The organism is Streptomyces bohaiensis (genome assembly GCF_012033785.1).
GTDB lineage: Bacteria > Actinomycetota > Actinomycetes > Streptomycetales > Streptomycetaceae > Streptomyces > Streptomyces bohaiensis.
Genome location: NZ_JAAVJC010000345.1, coordinates 1 through 4,408 on the forward strand (window position 1 = coordinate 1; position 4,408 = coordinate 4,408).

5 protein-coding genes and 1 pseudogene are annotated in these 4,408 nt (G+C 72.6%); all 6 read left to right on the top strand.

What is annotated here, in order from left to right:
* A pseudogene (locus HCN52_RS22250) lies at positions 1 to 340 on the top strand (hypothetical protein); the annotation flags it as partial.
* Positions 337 to 789 carry a roadblock/LC7 domain-containing protein gene (locus HCN52_RS25710; RefSeq protein ID WP_168090227.1) on the top strand — a complete coding sequence of 151 codons (453 nt, stop codon included), beginning with the start codon at positions 337 to 339 and terminating at the stop codon, positions 787 to 789. The pseudogene HCN52_RS22250 and the gene HCN52_RS25710, both read left to right, overlap by 4 nt.
* Positions 786 to 1,181, top strand: coding sequence for a DUF742 domain-containing protein (locus HCN52_RS25715; protein WP_168090228.1), 396 nt, complete (start codon positions 786 to 788; stop codon positions 1,179 to 1,181). The genes HCN52_RS25710 and HCN52_RS25715 overlap by 4 nt, the downstream gene beginning before the upstream one ends.
* Entirely contained in the window at positions 1,162 to 1,785 is a 624-nt protein-coding gene (locus tag HCN52_RS22265; RefSeq protein ID WP_209314853.1) for a GTP-binding protein, read from the top strand. The genes HCN52_RS25715 and HCN52_RS22265 overlap by 20 nt, the downstream gene beginning before the upstream one ends.
* Positions 1,782 to 3,089, top strand: coding sequence for a cytochrome P450 (locus HCN52_RS22270; RefSeq protein ID WP_245175364.1), 1,308 nt, complete (start codon positions 1,782 to 1,784; stop codon positions 3,087 to 3,089). Before HCN52_RS22265 ends, HCN52_RS22270 begins: the two co-directional genes overlap by 4 nt.
* The gene (locus tag HCN52_RS22275; RefSeq protein WP_168090230.1) at positions 3,086 to 4,360 is read left to right on the top strand and encodes a cytochrome P450 family protein; all 1,275 of its coding nucleotides are present in this window, start codon (positions 3,086 to 3,088) and stop codon (positions 4,358 to 4,360) included. Before HCN52_RS22270 ends, HCN52_RS22275 begins: the two co-directional genes overlap by 4 nt.
* Positions 4,361 to 4,408 lie beyond the last annotated feature (48 nt).

Here is a 4,408-nt window from a genome sequence, read left to right on the forward strand (position 1 = left end):
CCGCACCGGCGACGAGGCCGCTGCCGGCCGGCCCGCCGCCTCCCGCCCCGACGGCGCCGCCGTCGACCCCGGCAACGACCCCACGGCCGACCCCAGCGAGACGATGCAGCTGTCGGTGCCGCGCGACATCGCCGGGCTCCCCCGACGCCGCCGCGGCCGCACGCTCGCCGCGGCCCACCCCGAAGGCGCCCCGCAGACCGGGAACCGCCTCCCCGAACGCAGCCACACCCCGGCGCAGTCGGCCGCCCGCTTCGGCGCGTTCCGCCGTGCCGTCCAGGGCGGCGGCGCCGCCGAACCGACCCAGACCGCCTCACCGAAACCGGAGGACGACTCCCGATGACCGCTCCTTTCACGGGGTCTCAGCACGCCCGAGACACCATCCCCGGCAGTCAGCTCGACTGGCTGCTGGAGAACCTGATCGAGCGCACACCGGGCGCGAGACACGCCCTGGTGCTCTCACGGGACGGTCTGAAGCTGTGCCGCACACCGGAGCTCTCCGAGGACCAGGCCGACCAGCTGGCGGCGATATCCGCGGGCATCCAGAGCCTCTCCCACGGCGCCTCCATCGAGTTCGGCGACGGCACCGGCGGGGTCCGGCAGGCCATGACGGAGTTCTACGGCGGCATCCTGTTCATCGTGGAGGCGGGCGCGGGGGCGCACCTGGCGGTGGTGGCGACCGAGGACGCCGACCCCGGCATGATCGGCCACAACATGAACGAACTGGTGGAGCAGTTGAGCGAGCACCTCAGCGCTCCGCCCCGACACGGCGCCGAGGGCGGACGTCCGTGAGTGCGGCGCGCGCCGGCCGCGACGACGACCCGGACCGGCTGTACACGGTCACCGGCGGCCGCAGCCGCGCGCACAACGACTCCTTCGACCTGGTCACGCTGATCGTCAGCGAGTGCGAGCCGACCCCCGGCATGCCCTCGGAGCAGGCCCGGATCCTGCGGATGTGCCGCCTCCCCACCGCCGTGGTGGAGCTCTCGGCGGATCTGCGGCTGCCGGTGTCGATCGTGAAGATCCTGCTCTCCGACCTGCTGGACACCGGGCGGATCACCGCCCGGCACCCCCGGACGTCGAAGGTGCCGCCGGCGTCCCGCCGAGGCGGCGAGACCCCCGCCGCTCAACTTCCCGACCCCACCATCCTGGAGCAGGTGCTCGTTGGACTCCGCAATCTCTGAATCGGTGGCAGCCGCCCCCGCGGAACGCAAACCGCTCAGCAGCGCAGCCGACAACGGTCTGAAGATCGTGGTCGTCGGCGGGTTCGGCGTCGGCAAGACGACGCTGGTGCGGTCCGTCAGCGACATCCGCCCGCTCAACACCGAAGAGACGATGACGCAGGCCGGGGCGGAGATCGACGACCTGAGCGCGGTGCGCGCCAAGTCGACCACCACCGTCGCGTTCGACTTCGGCCGCATCAGCCTCAACGAGCAGACGGTGCTCTACCTGTTCGGCGCACCGGGCCAGCAGCGGTTCTGGTTCCTGTGGGACCGGCTGTTCGCCGGGACGCTGGGCGCCGTGGTCCTGGTGGACACGCGACGGCTCGACGAGTCCTGGTACGCCATCGACCGGCTGGAGCACCACGGCACGCCGTTCGTCGTCGCCCGCAACGACTTCGGCGCCGACACCTACACCGAGGCACAGGTCCGGGAGGCACTGGACCTGGACCCCGACGTGCCGCTGGTCTCCTGCGACGCACGGTCCCGGGAGTCCGCCAAGCACGTCCTGATCACCCTCGTCGAGCACCTGCACCGGCTGTCGTCCGCCAGGGAGTTGACCTCATGACCGCGGAGCGCGCGACCACAACCCCCGACATGCGGCGGTTCGTTCCGCCGCCCGGCTGTCCGGCCCACGCCGCCGGCTCGGGCGCGATGCCCCTGGAGGGGCCCCGGTTCCACACCGAACCAGTCGCGCTCTACCGGGAGATGAGGCGCCAGTACGGCCCGGTCGTCCCGGTCTCGCTCCCCGGCGACGTGCCGGCCTGGCTGGTGATCGGGTACCGGGAGATGGCGCGGGTGACCGGCGACCCGGTGCTGTTCCCGCGGGACTCGGGGCTGTGGAACCAGTGGGACCGGCTGCCGGAGGACTGGCCGCTGCGACCGATGGTCAACGTGCCGCTGCCCTCGATCTACTACACCGTCGGCGAGGAGCACCAGCGCCACCTGCGCATGGTGGAACCCGCCCTGGAGGCGGTCAGCCCCTTCGAACTGCGACGGCACACCGAGCAGTTGTCGGACCGGCTGATCGACCGGTTCTGTGCCACCGGCGAGGCCGACCTGACGGCGGACTTCGCCAAGCCGCTCCCGGCGCTGGTGCTGGGACGGCTGCTCGGCATCCCCGACAGCCGGTCCCAGCTGTTGGTCTCCTCCCTGACGGAACTGTGCGACGGCGGGCCCGGCGCGCTGGAGGCGTACCGGACGTTCAGCGGGCTGATGGGCGAGCTGCTGGCCGCCAAGCGCGAGCGGCCCGGGGCCGACATCACCTCCCGCATGCTGGCCCACCCCGAGCCGTTCAGCGACGAGGAGTACATCCTCGACCTCCAGTCGGTCACCGCCGCGGGCCACCTCCCGACCGCCGACTGGATCGGCAACTCGATCCGGCTGATGCTCACCGACGACCGCTTCTCGGCGTCGCTGGGCGGCGGCCGCCACTCGGTGGGCGAGGCGATGAACGAGGTGCTCTGGGAGGACACGCCCACCCAGATCCTCGCCGGCCGCTGGGCGGCCCGCGACTGCCAGCTCGGCGGCTGCCGCATCGGCGCGGGCGACATGCTGCTGCTCGGGCTCGGCGCGGCCAACGGCGACCCGGAGGTCCACGACGCCGCCGACGAGCGGGCGGGCGGTCTCCGCAACGGGAACAGCGCCCACTTCTCGTTCAGCCACGGCGAGTTCCAGTGCCCCTTCCCGGCACGCGAGATCGCCGAGGTGATCGCGCGGACCGCGATCGAGGTGCTGCTCGACCGGCTGCCCGACATCGACCTCGCCGTCCCCGTCGCGTCGCTCACCCGCCGGCCCTCGGCGTTCCTGCGCGGCATGACGGACCTTCCCGTCAGCTTCACCCCGACCCCCGCCGCTGGAGGCCACCCATGAGCTGCCCCGTCGGTCACGTCACCCCGGGCGATCCCCGGCCGGTGGCGGACCCCGTCGTCATCGATCCCCTCGTCCGCGACCTCGCGGGGGAGACCGAACGACTGCGGCAGGCCGCCCCCATCACCACGATCGACCTCATGGGCGTACGCGCCTGGACGATCACCGACCACGCCGTCGCCCGCCGGCTGCTCACCGACAGCCGGCTGGTGAAGGACATCAACCAGTGGGCCGACTGGCGCAGCGGTGCGGTGGACCGGCAGTGGCCGCTGGTCGGCATGGTGGACGTGGACCCCTCCATGTTCACCGCGGACGGCGCCGAGCACCGCCGACTGCGCGCCAAGACGGCGCAGGCGATCACCCCGAAGCGGCTGGAGGCGATCCGGCCGCGGATCGAGCAGATCACCGCCGAGCTGCTCGACGACCTCGCCGCCGCGGGGGCCGGCGGCGCGCCGGTGGACCTGAAGACGGTCTTCGCGCTGCCGTTGCCGCTGCGGGTGGTGTGCGAGCTGATGGGCGTCGCGGACGAGCTGCTGCCGCGACTCACCGACCTGTGGACGCGGTTCTTCTCGCTGCTCACCCCGCAGGACGAGCGGCTCGCCGTCATCGGCGAACTCGACGTGATCTTCCGGGAGATGGTCCGGGAGAAGACCGCGAGCCCGACCGACGACCTCACCGGCGCCCTGATCGTCGCGGAGGACGGCGGCGAGCGGCTGAGCGAGGACGAGGTGGTCGGCAACCTCAAGTCGATGGTGGCCGCCGGACACGAGACCACGATCTCGCTGATCCTGCACGCGGTGCGGGCGCTGCTGGCCCACCCCGACCAGTTGGCGCTGGTGCGCTCGGGAGAGGTCTCCTGGGAGGCGGTCGTCGAGGAGACGCTGCGCCTGGAGTCGCCCTCGACGCACCTGCTGATGCGGTTCGCCACCGAGGAGATCGAGGTCGGGGACGAGGTGATCAAGCCCGGTGACGGCGTGGTGATGTCGTACCGCGCCATCGGCCGCGACCGCTGCCAGTGGGGCGAGACCGCCGACTCCTTCGACATCACCCGGCCCACCCCCGGGCGGCATCTGTCGTTCGGCCACGGCCCGCACATCTGCCCGGGGGCGGCGCTCTCCCGGCTGGAGGCCGCGACAGCGCTGCCCGCGTTGTTCGCCCGGTTCCCGGAGCTGGCGACGGCGGTGCCGGCGGAGGAGATCACCAATCTGCCGGTCCTCACCCAGAACGACCTGGCGGGCCTGCCGGTGCTGCTCGGCACACCGACCGGCGCCTGACGCGCCGCCGGTCCGGTGCCGCTCCCACGTGCGGGAGCGGCACCGGAC